We start from the raw sequence: 23,345 nt of genomic DNA, 5'->3' as shown, positions 1-23,345 counted from the left end.
ATTAATTTATAAAATCTAAAAAGATGGAAAACAAACAAGAAAGCGTCAACAACTATAGTAAATTTTTCGGAATGATCGCTACTGCAATGGTGGCAATGTTCTTTTTAATGTACACAAATTCTTACCAAATTATTGATCACTTTTGGTTTAGTGAAACAAGGTTTTTTATGACTCTAATCATGGCCGGCTCCATGATCATTATAATGCTTCTGTTTATGCTGGGTATGTACAAAAATCGGGGAGTGAACATAGCGATAATCGGGTTGGGAATCGTATTGATTGCCAGTGGTATTGGTTTGGTTAGAAGTCAGGTAACCGTGACTGGCGTTGACTATATGGAAGGTATGATCCCACACCATTCCATCGCCATTTTGACAAGTGAGCGGTCTCAAATTGAGGATATCCGCGTAAGGAAACTCGCCGATGAAATTATAAAGGCACAACGTAGGGAAATTATGGAAATGGAATGGCTGATAAACGATATCAATGAAAATGGTGTAGTAGAAACGGAAGAGGAACAGAAAAACAGGCCATTGCCAAAATTTGAAGGAAAGCTAGACGAAGAAACACGAAACCTAACTGAGTAGCAAGATTAGTCTTGGAAAACAAGGAAGGTTGATTTTGATTTGACTATCAACAATCAAATTCGAACATTATGAGAACTTTAGCAGTATTTTTTAGCCTTATTATATCCGCCTACGGCTTGGGACAGGATAAAGCGATAGATTCACTTCCAGAACCGTTCGCTACGAAATCCGTTTCGAACTTTTCAAATGTTCTAGGCTGGGAAAACGGAAGGACGCCCAAAGCACCGGAAGGTTTTACCGTTACCAAATACGCCGATGGCTTTGAAAACCCACGTTGGTTGTACGAGCTTCCCAACGGCGATATTCTCGTGGCCCAGAGCAATTCCAATTACGGAGTTTTCAAGCAGATAGGGGCATGGCTTATCGGTGCCGGTAAATCAAAGAACCTGTCAAACAGTGCCGACCTGATTACCCTGCTCCGCGATACCGATAACGATGGAATGCCCGATGTCCGGGAAACCTTTCTTCACGATGGCTTAAACCAACCTTTCGGTATGCTGCTTATTGGAGATTCTTTTTATGTGGCGAATACCGATGCATTGATGCGATATAAGTATAAAGAAGGACAACTGAGCATTGCAGCCAAAGGAGAAAAAATAGCAACGCTACCAGCCGGAAAAGTCAATCAACATTGGACCCGAAACATCATAACGAACGGAGACGAATCTAAAATCTATATGGCTGTGGGAAGTGGGAGCAATATTGCTGAGAAAGGTATAGAAAAAGAATTGCTGAAGGCTAACATTTTACGCTGCAATATCGATGGTTCCGAATTGGAAGTATTTGCTTCTGGTCTTCGAAATCCCGTTGGGATGGACTGGGAACCCGAAACAAAAGTTCTATGGACGGTGGTCAACGAGCGCGACGGATTAGGCAACTTTCTGGTACCCGACTATCTGACCAGCGTTCAAGAAGATGGTTTTTACGGATGGCCCTATACCTACTTCGGACATCAAGATCCGAGAGTTAAAATCGAACAACCCACGAGAAGGGGCGAAGCCTTGATTCCCGATTATGCCCTAAAATCGCACACCGCTTCCTTAGGATTGGTCTTTTATGACGGAAATAGTTTCCCGGAAAAATATAACGGTGGGGCGTTTGTCGTGCAACATGGCTCTTGGAACAAAAAGAAACTATCGGGATATCGGATCATCTATATCCCCTTTGAAAACGGAAAGCCATCCGGGCCCGAAGAGGATTTTCTGACCGGTTTTATCGTCGATCCCCAAGAGGACGAAGTATACGGTAGGCCGGTAGGTGCCATAGTCACTCAAGATGGCTCATTATTGGTAACCGATGATAAAACGCATACGATTTGGCGGATAAGCGCTAATGACTAAAGTTTTTACATTTAATGTCTAATATTCTAAATTAAGAGCGGTGTTACGAACGTTGCCCTTTTTCCATGACTCCTTTGCAACACAGTTGCACTATAATTCTTTTATCTTTGCATCGTGAAATTTTTGGCAATCATATTATCCATCTACTTTCTGGCACTCAATTTTGTGCCTTGTAGCGATGCCAGTGCTGTTGAAGATGGCACACAGGTCGTTACTGTAATGGACTACGATGGCGAGCACGGCCAAGATTGCGAACTGTGTTCCCCTTTCTGCCAATGCCACTGCTGTCATTCGCACACCATCGATTTCCGTTTGGCGATTTTTGAACCCATCCAGCCTGTTATTTCGCTAGTTAATTTTGCCCATTTCGACAGTTTGGGCAAGGATATTTCACTTTCCCTTTTACAGCCACCACGGGCATAATTCAGTTTTATAGGATAGCTATATCCTGTTTTGATGTATTCCTTTTTGGGATATGTCAATGTCGCGTGTAGCATTTTGGCGATACACCTGACGCAAATTATAACTGAATTAATACCCTTATCCATGATCAACAAAATCATTGATTTCTCGATCAATAACAAATTCATTATCGGTCTGCTCACGCTTGCCCTTGTAGGTGCGGGCATATGGAGCATGACCCAAGTACCCATCGATGCCGTGCCGGACATAACCAACAATCAGGTGCAGGTCATCACACAATCGCCCAATTTGGGAACCGAGGATATCGAGCAGTTCGTGACCTATCCCGTAGAGATCGCGATGAGCAATCTTCCCAATGTCAAGGAAATCCGTTCCATTTCGCGTTTTGGGCTTTCGGTAGTTACCATCGTTTTCGATGATGATATGGGCACTTACCTACCTAGGCAATTGGTTTCCGAAAAGCTGACCGAAGTGCGTGAGCAGATTCCCGAAGGTCTTGGACAACCATCTATGGGTCCCATTACCACGGGCTTGGGGGAAATCTATCAATATACCCTAAAGGTAGAGCCTGATTTTAAGGAAAAATATTCCATCACGGATCTTCGGACTATGCAGGATTGGATCGTACAACGCCAGATGGCAATGGTGCCGGGGGTGGTAGAGATTAATGCCATCGGTGGCAAGATAAAACAGTTCGAAGTGGCCATCGACCCCAATGAACTTAAGGCGATCAACCTTACCATCGGCGATGTTTTCGAAGCCCTTGAATTGAACAACCAGAATACGGGCGGTGCTTACATAGAGAAGAACCGCAAAGCCAATTTCATCCGTGGCGAAGGACTGGCCCGCAACCTCGATGACATCAAAAAAATCGTCATTAAGAACAGCAACGGTGTACCCATTACCATCAAAGATGTGGCCACCGTTCAATATGGTGCTGCGGTGCGCTATGGTGCATTGACCCAAGACGGGCAGGGCGAGGTAGTCGGCGGATTGGTCATGATGCTCAAAGGTGCCAACTCTAATGATGTTATTGAAAATGTCAAAGGCAGAATGGAACAAATACAAAAATCCCTTCCGGAGGGAGTTCGTATCGAACCTTTGCTCGACAGAAGCAAACTTATTGCCAAAACGACCGGAACGGTCAGGAACAACCTTATCGAAGGTGCCCTTATCGTGATTTTTGTTTTGGTGTTCCTATTGGGCAATTGGCGCGGAGGGCTTATCGTGGCATCTACGATTCCGCTGTCCCTGTTGTTCGCTTTTATCCTGATGAACGTTTTTGATGTATGGGCAAACCTGATGAGTCTGGGGGCCATCGACTTCGGTATCATCGTGGATGGGGCGGTCATTATTGTCGAAAGCACCGTTTTCATGATGTACGGTTACGCAAGGAAAAAGAAAGCGGAAAACGGGAATAGCGCGCTGGATATCCCGAGGGAAGAAAAGGATGGAATAGCGGCCAACGCATCCAAAAAAATGATGAACGCCGCATTTTTCGGGCAACTCATCATACTGATCGTTTTCCTTCCCATCCTCGCCCTAGAAGGGGTCGAGGGCAAAATGTTCCAGCCGATGGCATTAACGTTCATCTTTGCAATGTTAGGGGCTATGGTACTCTGTTTGACCTACGTTCCGATGATGTCCGCCTTGTTCATCAAGGCACCGAAATCCGATAAGGCATCCTACGGCGATAGGTTCGTGCATTGGATAGAACGCAAATACGAACCATTGTTAATGAAATCGCTTCATAAAAGTAAAATCGTCGTAGCGGTTGCTTTGGGGATTTTTGCGCTGGCCGTTTTTACGTTTACCCGTATGGGGGGCGAGTTCATCCCCCAATTGGATGAGGGCGACATCGCCTTTCACGCAATCCTTCAACCGGGAAGTTCCCTAACGGAAACCATCGAGACCACCACGAAAATCGAACGTATCGTAAAGGCCGAGTTTCCCGAAGTGGAGAAGATAGTAAGCCGTATCGGCGTGGCCGAAGTACCCACCGACCCCATGCCCTTTGATTTCGCGGATGTCTTCGTGATACTAAAACCAAAGGATGAATGGACAAGTGCCGGGTCCAAAGACGAACTCATCGAGAAAATGAAGGAAGCCGTGAGTATCGTTCCGGGAGTGAACTATGAGTTTACGCAGCCCATCGAGATGCGTTTCAATGAACTTTTGGAAGGTATCCGCGAGGACGTGGCCATAAAAATCTATGGAGAGGATATCGATATGCTTGCCGCGAAAGCCGAGGAAGTTACCAAGATCATCGCAGGCACGCCCGGCATAGGCGATATGCGGGCCGAAGCTACGACCGGACTGCCCCAAATGACCATTCTATATGACCGTAGCAAGATTGCGCAGTACGGGGTCAGCATCAGCCAACTGAACAATGCAGTGCAAACGGCCTTTGCGGGAAGAAGCGCAGGTGTCATTTTTGAAGGCGAAAAACGCTTCGATATGGTGGTCAGACTGACCGAGGCCAACCGCAGGGATATAGACGATGTGCGCAACCTGTTCATCAATCTGCCCAATGGCAGCCAAATTCCCCTACGTGAACTCGCCAACATCGAATACCGACCGGGGCCGATGCAGATAAGCCGCGACAACACCAACCGAAGGACGTATGTAGGCGTGAACGTCAGGGGGCGTGACGTAGAATCGCTGGTCAATGAAATCAAGCAAAAGCTGGATGCGCAACTTGAGCTTCCATCCGGCTACTTCATTCGCTATGGCGGGGCTTTTGAAAATTTGGAACGTGCCAGCAAAAAACTGCAGACGGTCGTTCCCATAGCGTTGCTACTTATTTTTATCCTTATCTATTTTGCGCTTAAATCCCTTCCCCAGACATTCATGATCTATCTCGCCATCCCAATGGCGACCATAGGCGGGGTTTTTGCCCTATGGCTCCGCGATATGCCCTTTAGCATTTCCGCAGGGGTCGGTTTTATCGTGCTCTTTGGGGTGGCAGTGCTTAACGGCCTCGTCATGATCAGCGGACTCAATGAGCTGAAGGAAGAAGGTGTGACCAACCTTAAAGACCGTATCACGGAAGGTACAAAACGCAGGATACGCCCCATAATGTTAACGGCCTTTACCGATATTTTAGGTTTCCTTCCCATGGCCATTTCCGCATCGGCCGGGGCGGAAGTCCAAAGACCCTTGGCAACGGTGGTCATAGGTGGCCTGATTACATCCACTTTATTGACCCTGTTCATCCTTCCCATATTCTACCAATGGGTGGAGAAGCGTTCGACAACGTTTAAGGTCAAGAAAAAATGGATTGCGGCTACCGCGGTCGTGTGCTTATTGTTTACTTCGGGCATGATGGGCGCACAGGAAATTCAACAGGATTCATTGCCGAGCGTTACTTTGGAACAGGCCGTGGCCATTTCCAAGGAGAATTTTCCGTTGCTGAAGACCAACCGTCTTGAAATCGATAAACAGACCGCCCTGAAAGCGAACGCATACGATTTTGGCAAGACCCAAGTTTTTACCGGCGGGGAGGAGATAAACGATGGTCAGGGCATTTATACCACCGTAGGTGTAGGCCAGCAGAATATCGACCTGTTCGGCATCGGTGCAAAAAAACGCTTGCAAAAACAGCGGGTACAGCTTGCGGAAGCGGCCTATGGCCTGTCCGAACTACAAGTGGAACGGGAAGTGAAAAAAGCCTGGTCGGAAACCTTTCAGGCAAAACAAAAACTCCTATTGTACAAGGAACTGGATTCTATCTACCAAAGGTTCTCGACCGCCATTGAACTCAATCTGGAAGTAGAGGCCATATCGCGATTGGAATTCGCTTCGGCCAAAAATCAGGCCTTGCAGATTCACAATAAACTGCGACAGGCGGAGAGCGATTTTGCAATTGCCCTGCAACGCCTGAACCTGTGGTTGGTCTCTGAAACGGCCTATACCGTTCCCAACGAATTGAACGAAAGCGGACTTACGGTCTTGGGAACAGATTTTCAGTTGCAGGAACATCCAGGGCTGATGCTCTCGCAAATGCGCCTATCGGAAACCGAAGCGGAGCTAAATGCCGCACGTGCCGATCTGTTGCCCAAACTTAACCTTCAGGGCGGACTTCAAAAGGTAAATGGCGATAGCGGCTTTTACACCTATCAGGCAGGTGTATCGGTTCCGCTGTTCTCGGGTCCCGAACGAGGGCGTAAAAAGGCGGCGAAACTCGAAATGGAAATTGCCGAAACCAATACCGCTTTCAAAGAACAACAACTGCGATCCGAGTACGCACAGGCATTACGCGCCTATCAAAAATGGCGAAGCTCTTGGCGGTTCTATCGGGACGAGGCCATTCCGCTCGCCAAGGAACAGCGAAAAGGTGCGCTTTTCGCCTATACGGAAGGTGCGGTGGACTATGCCGCTTTTACCCAGATCATCCGGGATGCCATACAGACCGAAATGGACGCTTTGGAAGCACTTGACAATTACTTGAAATCCGTATTCGAACTTCAATATTATACCTTATAAACGATGAAAAATATAGTAAAACATACAGTACTGGTCTCGATGGGATTGCTCTTGGGCCTTTCGGCCTGTGGGGATTCCAAAGAAAAAAACGTCCCAGAGGGCCAACATTCCGAAACGGCAATGCGGCGCGGGGAAAACGAAGGCGAGGAAGTTATGCTGACGGAAAAACAATACGATGCGTTGCAGATGAGGATCGATACGTTGGCACAAAGAAACATGAGCGGCTATATAGAGGCCAATGGGCAGTTGGAAGTACCGCCACAGAACGAAGCGACCATTACTTCCGTAGTGGGTGCAAACGTGGTTTCCATCGAGGTCATCGAGGGCGATAAAGTCAACAAAGGCCAAACAGTGGCCTACCTATCACATCCCAATATCATCCAGAAGCAGACCGATTACCTGAATGCGTACAGCAATAGCCAGTTTTTGCAAAAGGAATACAATCGCCAAAAAAGGCTTTATGAGGCCGGGGTCGGTTCGGGGATGAACTTCCAGAAGGCCGAGGCGGATTATCAGGCTTCCAAGGCCATGGTCAACGGACTTGAAGCCCAGTTAAAACAGTTCAACATCAATACTTCCGGAGTGCGAGACGGTACGATTTATCAGCGGATAAGTTTGCAAAGTCCCATTGAGGGCTTCGTGCAGAGCGTAGAAGTAAAAACGGGGCAGTACGTAGAACCGCAGACCGACCTTTTCCAAATCGTCAATACGCACCATGTCCATGCCGATTTGATGGTCTTTGAAAAGGATGTGGATAAGGTCAGGGAAGGCCAAACGGTACGGTTCAATGTGCAGTCCGTTCCCGGAAGGGAACTGACCGCCGAAATCTATTCGGTCAGCAAGACTTTTGAACAAGATCCCAAGGCGATACACGTTCACGCCGAGATAGAGAACAAGGAGGGCGACCTGATTCCCGGTATGTACATCAAGGGGCGTATCGAAATAGACAATACCCGAACCATGGCGTTGCCGGAAAGTGCGATTGCCAAGGATGGCGAAAAATCCTTTGTTTTTACTGCGGAAAAGGTAGATGGGGCATGGCATTTCAAACCCTTGGAAATAGTACCCGGCACAAACAATGGGGATTGGGTGGCCATTGATTTGTTGGAATCCGTAACACCCGACACAAAATTCGCATTCAACAATGCCTATTACCTTATGGCGGAAATGAAAAAAGGGGAGAACGAACACGATGATTAAACTATGGATACTGGACGAAAACAGAACTTAAAAGAGGCAAGAACCCTTCAGATATGGAATGTTATCTATGACATTATCGAAGTGGTCGTGTCGCTCATTGCAGGATTTACCGCAAACAGCTCGGCTTTGATAGGCTGGGGATTGGACAGCACTATCGAAGTCATAAGCGCAGGGACTTTGGGCTGGCGATTGCACGGCGAAATCAAGGGTTTGGACGAAAGGCGTGTAGAGCGAAGAAAAATGATAACCCTATACGTAATCGCAATATCCTTTGCGCTCATCTGCGTATTCATATCCTATGATTCCATATCAAAGCTAATAAGTAAAGAAACAGCATCTTGGTCAACGGTAGGTATTGTAATACTGATAATATCCTTGGCAGTGAACCCCATTTTGATCTATTATAAAAGAAAATACGGGCATAAACTGGATAGCCCCGCGCTGCTAGCAGATGCCAAGGACACTTTTATCTGTCTGTATCAAACCGTAGTAGTCCTAATAGGTTTATTGCTCGTGAAATGGCTGGGCTGGTGGTGGGCCGACCCGGTTGCAGCATTATTGATAGTACCCTACGCGGCAAAAGAGGGATGGGAAGCTTTTTCCAAGGCACAAAGAATCAAAAACAACATCGATAGGAAATGAAAGAAATTGAAAAAACATTGGAAAGCAAAAGTGTACGCCCTACGGCTATGCGCATACTGATCTATAAATATATGGCCGAAAAGGAAATTGCGGTCGCCCTAACGGATATCGAGAACGCTTTTGCGAAATCCGACAGGACTACGCTCTACCGCACCCTAAAAACCTTTGAGGAAAAAGGTGTTGTCCATCAAATAGATGACGGTACGGGCATACACAAATATGCGCTCTGTGAACCTGGTTGCAACTGCGAACTTGACCAAGATCTGCATTTGCATTTTCATTGCGCGAACTGTGATGAAACGGTGTGCCTGACCGAACATAAAATCCCTCATATAAATTTGCCGGAAGGGTTTATAGCGGAAGATGCAAATTTGGTCATCAAAGGTATTTGCGAAAAGTGTAGTGGACAATAAATGCACTTCCGTTGCATCGCTACAATGGTTAATTTAAAAGCAAAACCTTAAAATTTAAAACAATGGTACAGATACTGAATACAAAAAAAGACAATTTGATTTCAGCAAAAATCAGCGGTAAGATTTCAAAGAACGACGTAGAAAAAATACATCCCCTTATCCACGATATTGTCGACAAGGGCAAAAAGGTCGATTTCTATTTTGAAATGGAAGATTTTCATGGTTACGAGCTGGAAGGACTTTGGGCCGATTTGAAAGTCGATTCCGCCCATATTTCAGACTACGGGAAAATGGCTTTTGTTGGCGAAAAAAAATGGCAGGAATGGGCTGCCAAGGCCACCGATTTCTTCACAAGTTCGGAAGTGAAATACTTCGATTTAAAAGATAAGGAACAGGCAAAAACTTGGATTGGACAATAGATGAAAAAGAAAAAAGTAAACTTGCGGGATATAGACCCCAAAAAACATCAGGGAGAACATACACACGATGACCGGCACAACCATGGAAGTCCCGAAAAAGCATCAAATTTTAGCACCTATTTGCCTGCTATTTTCAGTTTTGTGATGCTGATAGCAGGGATTGCCATTGATTACTTTGACGCCTTCCCTTTTTTCAAAGGGTGGATTAGGATCGTATGGTACACGGTGGCCTATATTCCTGTTGGATTTCCCGTGATCAAGGAAGGTTGGAACAGTATAAAGAACGGCGATTTCTTTACCGAGTTCTTCCTGATGTCCATCGCAACCCTGGGGGCGTTCGCCATCAGGGAATATCCTGAAGGTGTGGCCGTAATGCTTTTCTATGCCGTGGGCGAACTCTTCCAAAATGCAGCGGTCAACCGGGCAAAAGGAAACATCAAAGCGTTACTTGATGTCCGTCCGAACGAGGCATTGGTATATCGTGATGGCGATTTTGTTCCCGTAGATCCCGAGACCGTCCGGATAGGCGAGAAAATTCAGGTGCGTGTGGGCGAGAAAGTACCGCTCGATGGTATGCTACTTTCTGAAAAGGGTTCTTTCAATACCGCGGCCTTGACGGGCGAAAGTAAACCCGATACCATTGCCAAGGGCGATACCGTTTTTGCCGGAAGCATCAATCTTGACGGTGTAATTGAAATCGAGACGACCAAGGAATTTAAGGACAGTTCGATTGCTCGGATTCTCGATATGGTTCAGAATGCGACCGCCAGAAAATCTAAAACTGAATTATTTATAAGGAAGTTCGCAAGGATTTATACACCTATCGTTGTGTTCCTCGCTATCGGCTTAACGTTCCTGCCTTACTTTTTTGTGGATGATTACGTCTTTCGGGATTGGTTGTACCGAGCCCTGATATTCCTTGTGATTTCCTGTCCCTGTGCATTGGTCATTTCCATTCCTCTAGGCTATTTCGGTGGTTTGGGCGCAGCATCGCGCAACGGTATTCTATTCAAGGGAGCATCTTTTTTAGATGCCATGACCAAAGTGAACACGGTCGTAATGGACAAAACGGGAACAGTAACCAAAGGGGTTTTCAAAATCAAGGAAATCAAGTCCATCACATTTGAGGAAACCGAGTTTATGAAGTACCTGATGGCGATGGAAGAACAATCCACCCATCCCATTGCAAAGGCGATACTGGAATATAAAGCGGACGGGTCGGATTATGAGGCGAACGATGTTTCGGAAGTTGCCGGAAAGGGATTAAAGGGAACGGTCAACGGAAAGACGGTGTTGGTAGGCAACAAAGCATTGATGACCTCGAACAACATAGAGGTGCCCACGGAAACGGACGGTATCGTGGAATCTATCGTAATGGTCGCCATTGAAGGAAAATTTGCAGGCTATGTTACCATTGCAGATGAACTCAAAGAAGATGCGCACCAGGCCATAAAACAAATTAGGGATGCGGGAATTACAAAAATCATAATGCTTTCTGGCGACAAAGATTCCATTACGCAGCAAGTCTCTAAAGAGTTGAACATTGATTGGGCCAAAGGCGGATTGTTACCAGAAGATAAACTGAACGAAGTCGAAGAACTCAAGAAACAACCCGATACGAAAGTGGCTTTTATAGGCGACGGCATCAACGATGCACCCGTATTGGCAGCAAGTGGCGTGGGTATCGCAATGGGCGGTCTGGGCAGTGACGTGGCCATTGAAACGGCGGATGTGATCATCCAGACCGACCAACCGAGCAAGATTGCAAGGGCGATTAAAATTGGACGTTCAACGCGGAGTATCGTATGGCAAAATATCGGTCTTGCTTTCGGTGTCAAGGTCATTGTACTAATTCTCGGTGCAGGTGGACTTGCGACAATGTGGGAAGCGGTTTTTGCCGATGTGGGTGTGGCGCTTTTGGCTATTTTCAATGCGGTTCGGTTGCAACGGATGAAGTGGGACTAAACACAATTAGGCTATATTCTCCTCCTCGCTAGACAGTCCTTAAAGGACCAATTAAGCTAGCTTTGGGATATCGTAAGAACATTCGTTTTATTGACTATTTAGTTTTGTACAGTTTGTGGGCCATAGTATTTTTTACGCAGCCAAAATGAAACACGGACCAGAAGTATCAGGGCCGGTACTTCCACCAACGGACCAATTACCCCGGCAAAAGCCTGACCGGAATTAAGGCCGAACACCGCAATGGCGACCGCGATGGCCAATTCAAAATTGTTCCCTGCCGCCGTAAAGGCAACGGATGCTGTTTTATCATATTCAGCACCAGTTGCTTTGGTAAAGAAAAAGCCGATGATAAACATTAGGGTAAAATAGATGAGCAAAGGAACTGCAATAATCAGAACGTCCATCGGGATTTCTACAATCAGTTCGCCTTTGAGCGAGAACATTATTATGATCGTAAACAAGAGTGCAATCAAGGTTATGGGCGAGATTTTTGGGATAAATTTTCTTGTGTACCATTCTTCGCCTTTTAGTTTTACTAAAAATAATCTGCTTAATATTCCCATTACGAACGGAATACCTAAATAAATAGCCACGCTTTCCGCTATGGTACCAATCGAAATATCTACAATGGCACTTTCAAATCCAAAATAGGGTGGCAGCACCGTAATAAAGATCCACGCATAAAAACTGTATGCGAACACTTGAAAAATACTGTTGAGCGCAACAAGGCCAGCTCCATATTCGCTACTGCCTTCTGCAAGGTCGTTCCAGACCAAGACCATGGCTATACAACGTGCCAGACCAATTAGAATCAGTCCGACCATATATTCGGGATAATCGCGCAGGAATGTAATCGCCAGAACGAACATCAGAACGGGGCCGATTATCCAATTCAGGACAAGGGATATGGAAAGGATTTTCGTATTTCTGAACACCTTGGGCAAGAGGGCATAGTTGACCTTGGCCAATGGTGGGTACATCATCAATATCAAACCGATAGCAATGGGAATATTGGTCGAGCCGCTACTGAACGAGTTTATGAAATCGGGAAAAGTAGGGATGAAATACCCAAGCCCGACCCCAATGGCCATTGCCACGAATATCCACAGTGTCAGGTTTCTATCGAGAAAGCTTAATTTTTTCGATGCCATTTTTTATAGGTTTATTTGAGAGAAAACGTAAAACAGTTCAGTTGCGATCTGCAGATTTCTTTCCTTGTATTTTTCCGCTTGTTGTGGTGTACCGTCAAATGCCTTTGGGTCTTCGAAAGTAATGGGAATACGTTTTTCCGCTCCGGGAACAAACGGACAGGCTTCATTGGCCGAATCACAGGTCATAATGGCCACAAATCTGGATTTTGGGTTGAAATCATCGTCCAGTTTTTTCGAAAACCCGATGATGGGATGTTCGTTGTCCGCATATTTAATGCTATAGATGGGATTCTTACCCTTTGAAATAGCATTGACCAGAAATCCGGAATTTTCCAGAGTTTCCGCAACTTTGGGAAACAAGGCCGTGGCTTCGGTACCGCCCGAATAACAGAACACATTTTTTACGTTGAAGTAGTTCGCTATGGTCTGCGCCCAAACTTGGGACAAATGACTTCTACGTGAATTATGGGTGCAGATAAAGTTGATTCGAATTTCTTGGTTCTTTGAAGCTTTTGACCGGATAAAATCCGTTAGCGATTTTAAAATAGCTTTTCGCTCCTTGGAAATGGTTTTGGAATCTAGATTTTTAATCGTCTTTTCAATTTCCGAAAATACGGTTGATTGCGTTGTTATCATTTTGTTTGGGTTCTATACTAGGGGTTAGTAACAATTTCCATCCGATGCGCAGCACGGTTCTTCGGATAGTTCGGACAATTTGATTTTTTGTTTTTCGACAGGGATACCGCATTTGTCTCTTGCAAGACAATCGGTCTGCTTGGAAACGAGTAGGAAATTTGTGCCATTGAAGTCCAGACCGAACTTTCCGATGGTCTCTCCTTGGTATTCCACCTCGATTTCCGCATCGGGCAACCCAAGGACGCTTTCCGAAAGTTCGATAATATGTACCAATTTTTCGGGATGTAGCCTGTGGTCGTAATCATCAGCCTCCCATAATTGAAAATTGACGACTTCTTCATTTCGTATCGTCCCGCCACAATCGATGAACGACTTGTTTATTTTGCCCACTTCCGTTACGTGATAATGGCTGGGCACCATTTCGCCATTGGGAAGTTCAAATCCTATGGTATCAAGACCTGAAAGTCTTTCCTTGATTTCTGATAGCTTCATATGGATGATTTATAATTATTTGTTTATTGCAATAAAACGATTAATTATCACAAATTTTTTAGCAACATTCTTCGTTCTCGGGAAGGTCTTGGTCAAGGAAATCTCCCATTACTTCCTTCATCGCTGCCCAATTCTCCTTGTCGATACAATAGCAAACGCTCGTTCCCTCGACGGTTCCCTTAATAAGCCCCAAATATTTAAGTTCTTTTAGATGTTGGGAAATTGTGGGTTGAGCCAAGCCTATTTCCTTTACTAAATCGCCACAGAAACAAGTGTCGATTTTAAAAAGATATTGCAGTATGGCGACTCTCGCAGGATGTCCAAACGCTTTCGCAAAGACCGAAATCTGGTTCTGTTGGTCTGTGAATATTTCGGTTTTGGTTAATCCCATTTTTTAATCTTTATTATTTTATTGCAATATTACGATTAATAGGTAAATAGTCCAAATTATTTTATCGCATTAAATTGCAAAAAATTTAATTCCTAGTATATTCGCTGGTTCTCTGCTCGGTCAAATGCTTGTAAGTACAAACATCTAATTAAGATGGAGGATTTGTCATAAAAACCGACAGCTTAAAAAATTCTAAACTTTCAATCTAAAATTTGAAAGGCATCTAATTTGGAACTCTATGGATTCAGCGAATAGGCATATAGGCCATGTCCTTTTTTGTTAGAACCAGCCCATTCCCCGAACATTTTAGGAACGCCACCGCCCAAAAAGAGCGAGTCATCATCTACAATTAGCCAAGAAATTATTGGGGCGGGATTTTTGTGCGACCATATCTTTTTTCCGTCTTTGGCGTTGTAGGCCTGAATAGTTCCTTCGACAGACCCGACGATATAGACATCATTTGCCAAGTATCCCGTAACAAGTGATGCCGGTTGCGATTCGGTTGCTACCCATTTTAACTCTCCCGTGGCTACATCCAACGCTTTAACGGTTAGAGGCGTGTCGGTTGGTGGCTTATGCGCATAATTATTGTTGCTCCAGACATACACAGTTCCGTCTGCAATGGAAGCTTCGCTGTGCATACCTCCTTTTACACCTCCGTATCCAATAGCGGATTCCCAAACCTTGTCACCCGTCTTTGCATCCCATACTGTATATACGCCACTTTTTTGACCGGCTCCAACTAGTTTTCTCATTTCCCCATCAATTTCTGCGGTAAACAATTGTGCGCCACCGGAAAAATCATAATCCGGACCTTTCTTTTCATGATGTGTCCATATATCATGAGGGGTCACTTGATAGAACCATTTGACATCTCCGGTTTTGGAATCTACCGCAACCATTGAATCCGACATCTTTGAGGCCTCCTCGCCAGTATAATTGTTCCCTGTGGCAAAATAAAGGGTGTTGCTTTCAGTATCGAGGGCAAATGACGTCCACATCGGTACGCCATTTTGGGGAGGTTCCACCAGAAATCTTTCCCATACCTTGTCCCCAGTCTTTGCATCCAAGGCGATTACCTTTCCCTGAAGATTCGGGGTAAACGATGGGGAGTCCAGCATTTCCTCGACAGAAGAAACACCGATATATACCAAACCATCATGATAGAGCAGTACGCTAAGATTACCTGCTTCGGGATCATCAGTGAACTCGGTCTGCCAAAGCAGTTCGCCCGAATTTTGGTCGAGTGCGAAGGCATTTCCCTCTACACTCGCCTCGAATACCTTACCGTCACCAAGTGTGCCGGTTCCTGCAAAACCGTACCAAGACCATTCTGTCATGGGATTTTCTATATTTTTTTCCCAAATTAAATTTCCCTTTTCCGCATCCACTTTGTATATCGTGCCTCCCCAATCCCCAAAATAGACCGCATCGTCTTTGACCAATGGGGCATGACTTACCGGATGTTCGGTCGCGTAGTGCCAGTTATGGTCCATGTTTTCAATCGATTTGCTATTTATGGGCGAAGCATTGGTAGCATGAAGATTTTGTATCATTTTGTGCCCGTCATTTCCCTTACTCGTAGATTGGGAATTAGCCGAAGGTAAGAACAAGAAAAGTAACAATGAAGGTAATGTTAGTTTTGCATGTAGAGATAGAAGCTGAATGCGGATGCGTTTATTTTCCATGACTTAAAGGCTTTACGTTACCATTTATTTTTAATCGTGATTGATAAGTTAGTTTGATGACGAAATGGAGTTTAGTGCAAATCATCTTTTTTTTAACTTTAAAAAAATTGAGCCTAATGGAGGAATTTTAGTATGCGCGTTTACAATGAAAAGGAATCAAAAGTGTGCACCATTAGTTCTGGTGCATTGGCTTTGTTTGCCATGTTCCTGCGGAAGTTCAAAAATCTTCCACTTCAAGACTTCCCGAGCGAACCGCTACGCCGGTTCGCACTCGGGGTCTTTCAGTTCCAGATTTTTGAACACCCTCGGAACCGCACATAAATCCAAAGCAGGCGAAAAAAATCGCCTGTTTTGCATTTATCTTGCCGCCGCACAATTAATTTTGGAATTTTTTGTTTAAAATATGTAATCCTCATTAATATATTTGTACTAATCCAAGGCACTTCCAATGAAACCAAATGTTTTAGTCTTTCTTGTATTCCCAATGCTACTATTTTTTTCATGTAGTAGCGATGATGATAGCGTAGCGGAGTCAGACAGGAGCCAAGCCCTCTTGGGACAATGGGAATATCAATCGATTATGACCGATAGAGCCGTTGACATCAACGGAGACGGAACCGTTAACATCGATCTTTTCAACACCCAAGAAATTAGGCAATGTATCAAGGACAACCTTACCTTTTTTACTGAAATGGGAACGGTGGGAAGTGGTGCCTATTCTATCAATGAAAATGGACTGGCATGTGATGAGCAAGACCCTTTCTCCACCATTGAAGAAGATACTTATGAGCTTATAAATAACACGATTATTCAATTCGAAATTCGAAACGAAATGCGTATTCAAGAGCTTTCTAAAACCAAATTAGTCGTTGAGACAAATGACAATTTGGGCAATGAAGATGTTATCGTTACCATAGCCTTTAAAAAAAGCTGACGGCCAAAGTCTAACCTTGCGTTCTTAAACCCTGATAATGTTTCCGGTAGTTTTATCGCTCCATTGACCGTTGGTATCCATTACTCTAACCTCATAGGGTTGGTCTTGATATCGTAATTTGCCCTCACTCGGCTCTTCTTCCATTAAAAATATGCGATCAGCGCCAGTACCTTGAGCATCGTTATAGTTGAAAAGTTTGGTGTCCCATCTTTGGTCGAATCGGTTATAAATCCGTATTTCAACCTGTTGAATGGTTGCGCCATTATAGGCCTCTGAGCAATTTGCATTGAAACATGTAAATATTCTTATTTGATAATCACATCCATTCAGGCCACCGCAGCTTATATTTCGCTTTTCTCCTTTGGCCGCTACCGTTGGCTTTTTGAACATTATAATAGATTCACTCAACGTTTGGGAAATGCCCGTAGAATTCTCGACCCGAAAATTGATGGTAAAGTTTTCATCGGTCTCTGGAAAAAATCGCATGGGAGTTGAACCATAATCCAATGGAATTATGTCTCCTTCCCTGTAAATTCTGCTTTTATAATAAATATAGCCTGCACTTGTCCCCGTAAACGTAAATGTCATTTCATAAGTTACCCGTACATCATGACCGGTTGTTGCATTCGTTACGGAGGTCAATTCAAATTGCTGCCCCTCATATTTGTCTTCGGAGGATTGGCTTATATTGAAATCAAAGAACTCTTCGTATTTATCGAACTGGATATTCATACTGGCTTTTTTCTCTACATCGGATGAAGAGCGCACTGTAAAAGTGATGTTGTGGTTGCCTTCGGTCGTTCCGACATACTTTCCAGAGAATGCCCCCACAGGTACCTCAAAACTTTCGCCAGCGGAGTAGCTAGTGCCTCCGTATTCAAAAGAACCATTGTTACCGTTTGCCGAAAAATACATCTCATAGCCATCCCCACCGATTCCGATTTCGGAAATATTGAAGTTAATATCCACCTGTTCTCCGGTATAGGCCTGCTGCAATGTCCCTGATGCTGTGAAGGTGTAATCCTTGGCCGCCACGTTTACCGTAATATCCACTGTTTTCTCCAATCCCGTATCGTTTCGAACCGTGAAAGCCAATCGAACATTACTTTCATTGGTTCCCTCCAGCGTCCAGTTAAAGTTGCCGGTATTGACATCGTAACTGTTCCCGGGGCTCACTTCAATACCGTTATTGTCCCTGATGAGTGCGTTCCCGTTCATGCTAAAGCGCATGGTGTAATTCGAAGACCCCACACTTTCCGAAATATTAAAATTGAGTCCGGTGGTTTCCCCAACCGTTATATCCGATTTTTGGGCTCCCGCCGTAAAGGTAAAGTCCACTTGGTCATACGTTATGGTGGTGTTGGCCGTTCGCGTAACATCCGAACCGGATTCCACGCTAAGAATGATATTGTGCTGGCCAGGTTCAAGTCCGGTATAGGTAAGATTATTGACTCCTGCACCCAATGGGAATTCTTCCCCAGGCCCGTAAGTAACACCATTAACTGATAGCGAACCGTTCTGGCTCGAAGAAAAGAAGGCAGTGTAACTATCGTTTGCCCCTTCGGGTACTTCATCAATATCCACAATAATCCCAACCGGGATATTGGAAAACTCCGTTGCCATCGATGGGGTCATACTGATAGCAAAATCATTGTTCGCAACGACCAACGTTACTTTTTCTTCTAAAATCTGTCCATTACTATCTCGAAGCAAAAAGGTAATTTCATAAGTTCCTGATTCTTGGGCTATAAAATCATAAGCAAAACTTCCTGGACTTATGGTAAAATATTGACTAGGAGAAATTTGAGAATTTCCATTGTATAGTCCGGCATTACCGCCGGAAATAAAATAATTCAGTTCATAGGAAACTCCATTATAATCCCCTTTTTCGATAAGGCTCAATGAAACGGTGCCCCGTTGCCCAACCAATACTTCATTGCTATTGGCGGAGGCGTTAAATTCCAGTTCTAGCTGATTGGCCTCCAAGTCGATTTCGACAGGCCCGACGGCCTGCCCATAATTGTCGGTAACGAGAAAGCTGATCCGATGCGGGCCCAGGGTTTCGGGCGTATAGAACAACGGGAAATTGCCCAGATCGACCGGATAGTCCGTATTGTTCTGAATCGTATTTCCGCCGACCCCTGTAATCGTTCCATTTCCTTCCTCCAAATCATAGGTCAGGAAGTAATCGATGTTGGATGTGTTGCCGTTCGATTTGATGTTGAAATTAAGCTGTGTCCGCTGATTTACAAAAACTTGGTTACTTTCCGAGTTTCCACTGAACGTGAACGGAATATTGGCCACTTCGATTTCAACACTATCCCTTTTTATCTGACCATTGCTATCGCGGAGGTCGAAATAGATTTTACGCTGTCCCAATTCATCGTCCTCGAAAGTAAAATTGTAGTTGCCCGGATTGATTTTACGAAAAGTACCGGGGTCCATTACCCCACCATTCTGATCCCGAACGGTTCCCGCACCTTGGCTATCCGACGAGAAGGAATGGCTTATGTCGAAAGTAACCTCACTTTCTTCTTCTTGGGTCTGCAAGTCGATATTGATGGCCAAATTGGTTTCTAGCTCGACCTGCGAGGAAGCCGCCGTGGCCCTAAAAGTAAAGTCAATATTTTCTATCGTCAATAACATTTCATTGGTCAATGTGGCACCATCGGGAGCCTTTGCGGTCATTGTCAATTTATGTTCTCCCAAGGTTTCCGGTCGGTAGCTAAATTCCGTAACGCCTTTAGGTAACATAAAAGGTTTTCCGGCATCGTATTCGGTATCCCCCAGAAGAAGTTTACCCGAACCATCTTCCAGTTGGTAGGTAATCTCAAACTCTTCTGACGATTCTCGGTCGGGATTAGCGGTGTTCCTATCCCTCAATAAAGTCACATTGACTGGATTTGGGCTATTGATGAGGAAATCATCGGTACCCTTGCCCAGTAAAAAGCTAAAACTTGCATACTTGACATTGTATATCAGCTCAAGCTCCTTTTCAATTTTATTGGAATCCCAAGCCAAGACTTTTATCTTATGCATTCCTGTATCAATGGGCATATAACGGTATGAAAGATTGAAATTTTTGACCGATATGGTATCGTTCGCATGGACCGTATCGTTTTCGGTTCCTATGTAATATCCTTTTCCGTCAATATTATCGTATTTCATGAAATAGGAAACGTTGGAAACCATCCGTTCGGGTTCCAATATGAAATCCGTTTTAGTCGCTTCGAATACGAATCCATTTTCTTCGTTGGTGCCTTCAAACGTAAAGTCGAAGGAATCTTGTACGATATCCTCAAAGTCCTTACTACATGCCAATATCAGAGCTAAACATAGCGTTGTTACCGCGAATATCCGTTGTGGGGCATTCATTTTCATACAATCGTTTTTAGAACAAAAAATAACGTAGGCCGACTCCGGCATACGGATAAAAATTCCCAACATCGGAATTGATATGGTAGTATTCGTTCGCTTTTATGAGCAGGGAAAAATCATTGCTGATACCTACTTCCGCTTCCGCCCCGACATAGAGGCCATAGACGAATTGACTTTTGGCGTTTATCAAAGCTCCGCTTGGAAGTTCATTACTGCCATTGTTGATGACCTCGTATCCGAAGAGTCCGCCCCCGCCTAGAAACAAGCTGAAATTTCTCTTTCGCGGTGCCACGAATACCCGGTAATAGATTCCAGGTTGTATGGTAAAAATATTGTAGGGGATATCCTGACTTCCTTTATCTTCTGCAATGGCCGCCAATACGCTTATCTGAAAATACTGGTACCTGTCGGGATGGAAATTGAAGGTACCCATGATGCCGTAACCATCTTCGACATAGCCACCACTCAAACCGACCGATGAGGCAAGATTACCCCTCAGTTGGCCAAAGCAGAATGAAGCCGATAACAATAATGCCATCGCTATACAAAAACGAACATTTCTCATAACTTAAAAGCTAACGGGTTATTGATAACGCTATGGTCGATATCCAGGGATAGGTTCCTATTGCCTTTATCCTCGTCCACATTGACCATAAGTACTTTCTTCCGATCCAATGTGAACTTATCGAAGACCACCATAAAGTAGTTTTCGGAATTCCCTTCTACCCTTTTAGGAACCTTATACCGGAACAAGGGCTCGTGTTTTTTGTCAATATTGTTCGGACTGTTCCTATAATTGGAAGCGATACGGAATTTGAGAAAATTCACATCGTAGGGCATGTGCGCTTTGTTCTCCAAACGGAACTGTAGGTATATTTCGTTGTTTTCATAAAAGACATTTTCAAGCCATAAGAACACATCATCATATTTGGCGAAATAGCGAATGACCTTGCCTTTGTTGAACTGATTATAGTAACATCGCCGACGAACGTATTCCATGCGGTCGAGCACATAGAGTTCCCTAGTGAGCGGCAAAGGTTCTTCGGTCGTTTCTTCATTTGGCGAGACCCCTAATTCTTCTTCTTTTGTCCTTGTAGCGATATCGGTACGCTCCATTGGAGGTTTTGGCGTAGCTACTGAAGTTGAGATATTGGTACTATCTTTTAGCTTGGAGAACGCTTCCAGGTTTTCGGACATAGATTTGGTAATCGGCCACCTTTTCTTAACAGGAACTTCAACCAGTCTTAAGATAAAATCATAAGCAAGACCATCCCTAGTATACACCGTGTAATTGGTATGATCTTCGGTATCGGGTGCCACGTCATTGTAACTTAGCAGGACGATACGTTTTGCATTGTCGGACGCATTTTTGACAGGGAAGGATTCGATGAAATTGAGTTCTTTCCCGTTGATGGAGAAATCGAAAATTCCGGGCAGGACGAGTATTGTCTTATAATCCCTGGAAACAGGAATAGTGTCCGTCTGCGCATTTCCAAAAAGCGCACCGAATAATACAAATAATGATATGAAGGTTTTTATTCTCATTGCGTTACCAATAAAAGTTCGTAATCGTCCATCAAAAGAATCTTCTCTTTCTCCCGTAATTTTTTCTTTCTAAGGAAGGAACCCAATCCTCTTGCTATATCGGTCACTAAATCGGGAGAACCGTTGGTCAGCTCATCGGTAGCATTGGTCAATAAATTACTGCTTGCATTCGCCTTATATTCCCGCCACAGTTCCCCTGCACGTGTGCTATAGATGCCTTCCCGGCCATCGTTGAAATCTTTGACCAATAGACTTACCGGATGATGTTCGATATTGTCGATGTCCAGATAAACCCTGTTCTCCTTAATCGAGGCCATGGCGTATACAAACGTATTCTTCTTGAACCTTTTCTTCCCTATAACGATATCCTCCATGAGCAGTAATCGGACATTCTCATTGGGCAATATAAATTGGTCGCCATATACGGTAGCTCTATATGAGATTGACTGTTTAGCATCCAAAACTGGTACGGGGGACAAATTCTTATGTGTGTTTTGAGAATCGCCGATCATTTTTTCCTTACCCTCTAGTAGCTTTTCACGATAGGCCAACCGTTCCTCCGCGAACTGCTTTTTTTTCTCATTCGCCGTTATTTCGGTTTGCTTTTCCCTAACCATGTTTTTTCTGGTTTCCGGGATTTCCGCTTTGGCGGTTTCCTTGGTACTAGACTTCATGGACAGCCCTTCCAGTTGTTTTAAAATCCGCTGAAGAGAGTCATTTTCGGAATTTTCCAAATCCTTCATGTTAGTGGCAGCTTCGGCATTTTCTACTTCTTCCTTTTCCAAGGAATCCTTGAGCTTCCATTGTCGGCCTGCGGTTTCGGAATCCAAAGTAGGTGTCTCGCCCGGCAATTCGGTATTGAACCCGTTCAGGTTTGCCGCGTCATTACCGCCCATCTTAAAATCCTTTAGATTTTCGATGACAAAAAAACTGGTCATTATCAGAATGATAGGTAAAGCCATAGCAACCTTTTGGTTTCTGACCACCCATCTCTTCACAACTTGTATTTGTTCTTTTAATTTCATACTACATGCGCTCCAAGTCGGAATTGTCTACGACCTGAAAGTCAATAATCTTTATACCGTTTAAATTGTTTGGGGTAACTCCCGACTTTTTTAATTGTCCTCTAGTAATGAGGTTCCTATACGTCGTTGATTTGCCTTTTTCTATGGCCTGTTTGCCGTAAAATGTGAACGGAAACGGGTAGGTTCCATAATCGATATGAATCGAATCAAGTTCCACAAAGTAGCGATAGTCGCGCATTGCCACATCATGGAAGTACTTTTTTTCGACCAAACGGGCGTATAAACGGTTGCCTGACCAGTCGACCATGTGTAATGCCTTTCCTTCAATGTCCCTTTTAATTAGCTTCAAATTAGGTTCCAAGGAAAAGAAGAGCTCATGAAAATTGTAAAGATGGCCTTCACAAAGTATTTGCAGATTTTCCTTGACATCCCTAATGGGGGCCATGGGCAACCTTTGCCCTCCATGAAGCAGATAGGCGTTGTTCTTGGCGCGCTGATCCGCCCTCATTACATAGTAGGTGGCCATGCCGAAAACGATAACGATCACTGCCAAACAACTGTATACCAATCTATTGTTGTGCCTTCTGCTCTGGGCGATGTCATTGATTATCCCGTATTTTCCTTCCATATG

20 protein-coding genes are annotated in these 23,345 nt (G+C 44.5%); 10 read left to right on the top strand and 10 right to left on the bottom strand.

Features of this window, described 5'->3' with window-relative positions:
* The first annotated feature begins 23 nt into the window (after window positions 1–23).
* The 9 genes from PP182_RS09235 to PP182_RS09190 all read left to right on the top strand — a co-directional run bounded on the left by PP182_RS09235 (window position 24) and on the right by PP182_RS09190 (window position 11,474).
* Window positions 24–587, top strand: coding sequence for a DUF305 domain-containing protein (locus PP182_RS09235; protein ID WP_272650972.1), 564 nt, complete (start codon window positions 24–26; stop codon window positions 585–587).
* Between the two features lie 68 nt (window positions 588–655).
* Complete coding sequence (locus PP182_RS09230; RefSeq protein ID WP_272650971.1) at window positions 656–1,927, top strand: PQQ-dependent sugar dehydrogenase; 1,272 nt, start codon at window positions 656–658, stop codon at window positions 1,925–1,927.
* 114 nt (window positions 1,928–2,041) lie between these two features.
* Complete coding sequence (locus PP182_RS21035; protein WP_330097985.1) at window positions 2,042–2,350, top strand: DUF6660 family protein; 309 nt, start codon at window positions 2,042–2,044, stop codon at window positions 2,348–2,350.
* Window positions 2,351–2,473: 123 nt separating this feature from the next.
* Window positions 2,474–6,835: a CusA/CzcA family heavy metal efflux RND transporter gene (locus PP182_RS09215; protein ID WP_272650968.1), complete on the top strand. Its 4,362-nt coding sequence runs from the start codon at window positions 2,474–2,476 to the stop codon at window positions 6,833–6,835.
* 3 nt (window positions 6,836–6,838) lie between these two features.
* Window positions 6,839–8,035, top strand: a complete 1,197-nt coding sequence (locus PP182_RS09210) for an efflux RND transporter periplasmic adaptor subunit (protein ID WP_272650967.1) — start codon at window positions 6,839–6,841, stop codon at window positions 8,033–8,035.
* Between the two features lie 3 nt (window positions 8,036–8,038).
* The gene (locus tag PP182_RS09205) at window positions 8,039–8,677 is read left to right on the top strand and encodes a cation diffusion facilitator family transporter (protein ID WP_272650966.1); all 639 of its coding nucleotides are present in this window, start codon (window positions 8,039–8,041) and stop codon (window positions 8,675–8,677) included.
* Window positions 8,674–9,090, top strand: coding sequence for a Fur family transcriptional regulator (locus tag PP182_RS09200; RefSeq protein WP_272650965.1), 417 nt, complete (start codon window positions 8,674–8,676; stop codon window positions 9,088–9,090). The genes PP182_RS09205 and PP182_RS09200 overlap by 4 nt, the downstream gene beginning before the upstream one ends.
* A gap of 62 nt (window positions 9,091–9,152) precedes the next feature.
* Entirely contained in the window at window positions 9,153–9,509 is a 357-nt protein-coding gene (locus tag PP182_RS09195) for an STAS/SEC14 domain-containing protein (protein ID WP_272650964.1), read from the top strand.
* Complete coding sequence (locus PP182_RS09190; RefSeq protein ID WP_272650963.1) at window positions 9,510–11,474, top strand: heavy metal translocating P-type ATPase; 1,965 nt, start codon at window positions 9,510–9,512, stop codon at window positions 11,472–11,474. It abuts the gene before it with no gap.
* Between the two features lie 98 nt (window positions 11,475–11,572).
* On the opposite strand, the gene arsB is transcribed toward PP182_RS09190, so the two are convergent.
* The 5 genes from arsB to PP182_RS09165 all read right to left on the bottom strand — a co-directional run bounded on the left by arsB (window position 11,573) and on the right by PP182_RS09165 (window position 15,832).
* Window positions 11,573–12,625 carry an ACR3 family arsenite efflux transporter gene (gene arsB, locus PP182_RS09185; protein ID WP_272650962.1) on the bottom strand — a complete coding sequence of 351 codons (1,053 nt, stop codon included), beginning with the start codon at window positions 12,623–12,625 and terminating at the stop codon, window positions 11,573–11,575.
* A gap of 3 nt (window positions 12,626–12,628) precedes the next feature.
* On the bottom strand, window positions 12,629–13,261 hold the full coding sequence (locus PP182_RS09180) for a protein-tyrosine-phosphatase (protein WP_272650961.1): 633 nt from the start codon (window positions 13,259–13,261) through the stop codon (window positions 12,629–12,631).
* A 24-nt stretch (window positions 13,262–13,285) separates the two neighbouring features.
* Window positions 13,286–13,753 (bottom strand): DUF6428 family protein, encoded by a 468-nt coding sequence (locus PP182_RS09175; protein ID WP_272650960.1) that lies wholly within the window; start codon window positions 13,751–13,753, stop codon window positions 13,286–13,288.
* 58 nt (window positions 13,754–13,811) lie between these two features.
* Window positions 13,812–14,144, bottom strand: coding sequence for an ArsR/SmtB family transcription factor (locus PP182_RS09170; RefSeq protein WP_272650959.1), 333 nt, complete (start codon window positions 14,142–14,144; stop codon window positions 13,812–13,814).
* 236 nt (window positions 14,145–14,380) lie between these two features.
* Window positions 14,381–15,832: an outer membrane protein assembly factor BamB family protein gene (locus PP182_RS09165; protein ID WP_272650958.1), complete on the bottom strand. Its 1,452-nt coding sequence runs from the start codon at window positions 15,830–15,832 to the stop codon at window positions 14,381–14,383.
* Between the two features lie 484 nt (window positions 15,833–16,316).
* Here PP182_RS09165 and PP182_RS09160 point away from each other — a divergent pair, with 484 nt between their 5' ends.
* Window positions 16,317–16,766: a hypothetical protein gene (locus tag PP182_RS09160; protein ID WP_272650957.1), complete on the top strand. Its 450-nt coding sequence runs from the start codon at window positions 16,317–16,319 to the stop codon at window positions 16,764–16,766.
* A gap of 24 nt (window positions 16,767–16,790) precedes the next feature.
* Here PP182_RS09160 and PP182_RS09155 read toward each other — a convergent pair whose 3' ends face one another.
* From PP182_RS09155 to PP182_RS09135, 5 genes are read right to left on the bottom strand one after another with little or no spacing between them, the layout of a single operon-like run.
* Window positions 16,791–20,147, bottom strand: a complete 3,357-nt coding sequence (locus PP182_RS09155; protein ID WP_272650956.1) for a TraQ conjugal transfer family protein — start codon at window positions 20,145–20,147, stop codon at window positions 16,791–16,793.
* Window positions 20,148–20,157: 10 nt separating this feature from the next.
* Window positions 20,158–20,709 (bottom strand): conjugal transfer protein TraO, encoded by a 552-nt coding sequence (locus PP182_RS09150; protein ID WP_272650955.1) that lies wholly within the window; start codon window positions 20,707–20,709, stop codon window positions 20,158–20,160.
* A complete protein-coding gene (locus PP182_RS09145) occupies window positions 20,706–21,689 on the bottom strand; it encodes a DUF4138 domain-containing protein (RefSeq protein ID WP_272650954.1) in 984 nt (327 codons plus the stop codon). The genes PP182_RS09150 and PP182_RS09145 overlap by 4 nt, the downstream gene beginning before the upstream one ends.
* Complete coding sequence (gene traM / locus PP182_RS09140; protein WP_272650953.1) at window positions 21,686–22,714, bottom strand: conjugative transposon protein TraM; 1,029 nt, start codon at window positions 22,712–22,714, stop codon at window positions 21,686–21,688. The genes PP182_RS09145 and traM overlap by 4 nt, the downstream gene beginning before the upstream one ends.
* 1 nt (window position 22,715) lies before the next feature.
* Window positions 22,716–23,342, bottom strand: a complete 627-nt coding sequence (locus PP182_RS09135) for a hypothetical protein (RefSeq protein WP_272650952.1) — start codon at window positions 23,340–23,342, stop codon at window positions 22,716–22,718.
* Window positions 23,343–23,345: the final 3 nt, after the last annotated feature.

This window comes from Maribacter sp. PR1 (assembly GCF_028464145.1).
GTDB lineage: Bacteria > Bacteroidota > Bacteroidia > Flavobacteriales > Flavobacteriaceae > Maribacter.
Note: the sequence above shows the minus strand (reverse complement) of the source record. Positions and strands in the feature narration are given on the sequence as shown.